Here is a 456-nt window from a genome sequence, read left to right as displayed (position 1 = left end):
GCTGGATAGCGTATCGTCGTCAGTTGGCGGGTCGTATCCGATCCATGACACAACTGCATGGTCCTGGCCCGAGGCAGCCTGGCCCTCATACAGCCCTTGCGCTCGGAGCACTTCATCGCCCGTATCATCAGTGTTGCTGTTCATCCCAGCGATGTTGTAGCTCGTCGTGTCAGCAGTGTCGGGGTTGCCTACTGAGATCGCAGCAAGTGGATCCGGCGGATAGACCACGGCATCTTCGTCTTCGTCTTCTTCCGCGACGCCCTGGCCCATATCTAGCGTCAACAGCATCCGCGGACCTGCTTCGGCGCCTTCCTGAACAGCCCGGGTATCCAGCGCATTGTCGATTTCTCCCAAACGCTCAAGCTGATTATGTTCCAACTGGTCTTTCAACTCGTCGTCCTCAAGCAACGTGGACAGTGCTCTCTGGTTCCCTTCGTTGCGCTTGTCGTAGGGAAC

At 57.5% G+C, this 456-nt stretch carries 1 protein-coding gene; it reads right to left on the bottom strand.

From position 1 onward, the window contains the following. Positions 1-456, bottom strand: a 456-nt coding sequence (locus MWC30_RS21910) for an alpha/beta hydrolase (RefSeq protein WP_244086318.1), incomplete at both ends; no start/stop codon positions are given.

The sequence above is a fragment of the Desulforhabdus sp. TSK genome, from assembly GCF_022836495.1.
Classification (GTDB): Bacteria; Desulfobacterota; Syntrophobacteria; order Syntrophobacterales; family Syntrophobacteraceae; genus Desulforhabdus.
Note: the sequence above shows the minus strand (reverse complement) of the source record. Positions and strands in the feature narration are given on the sequence as shown.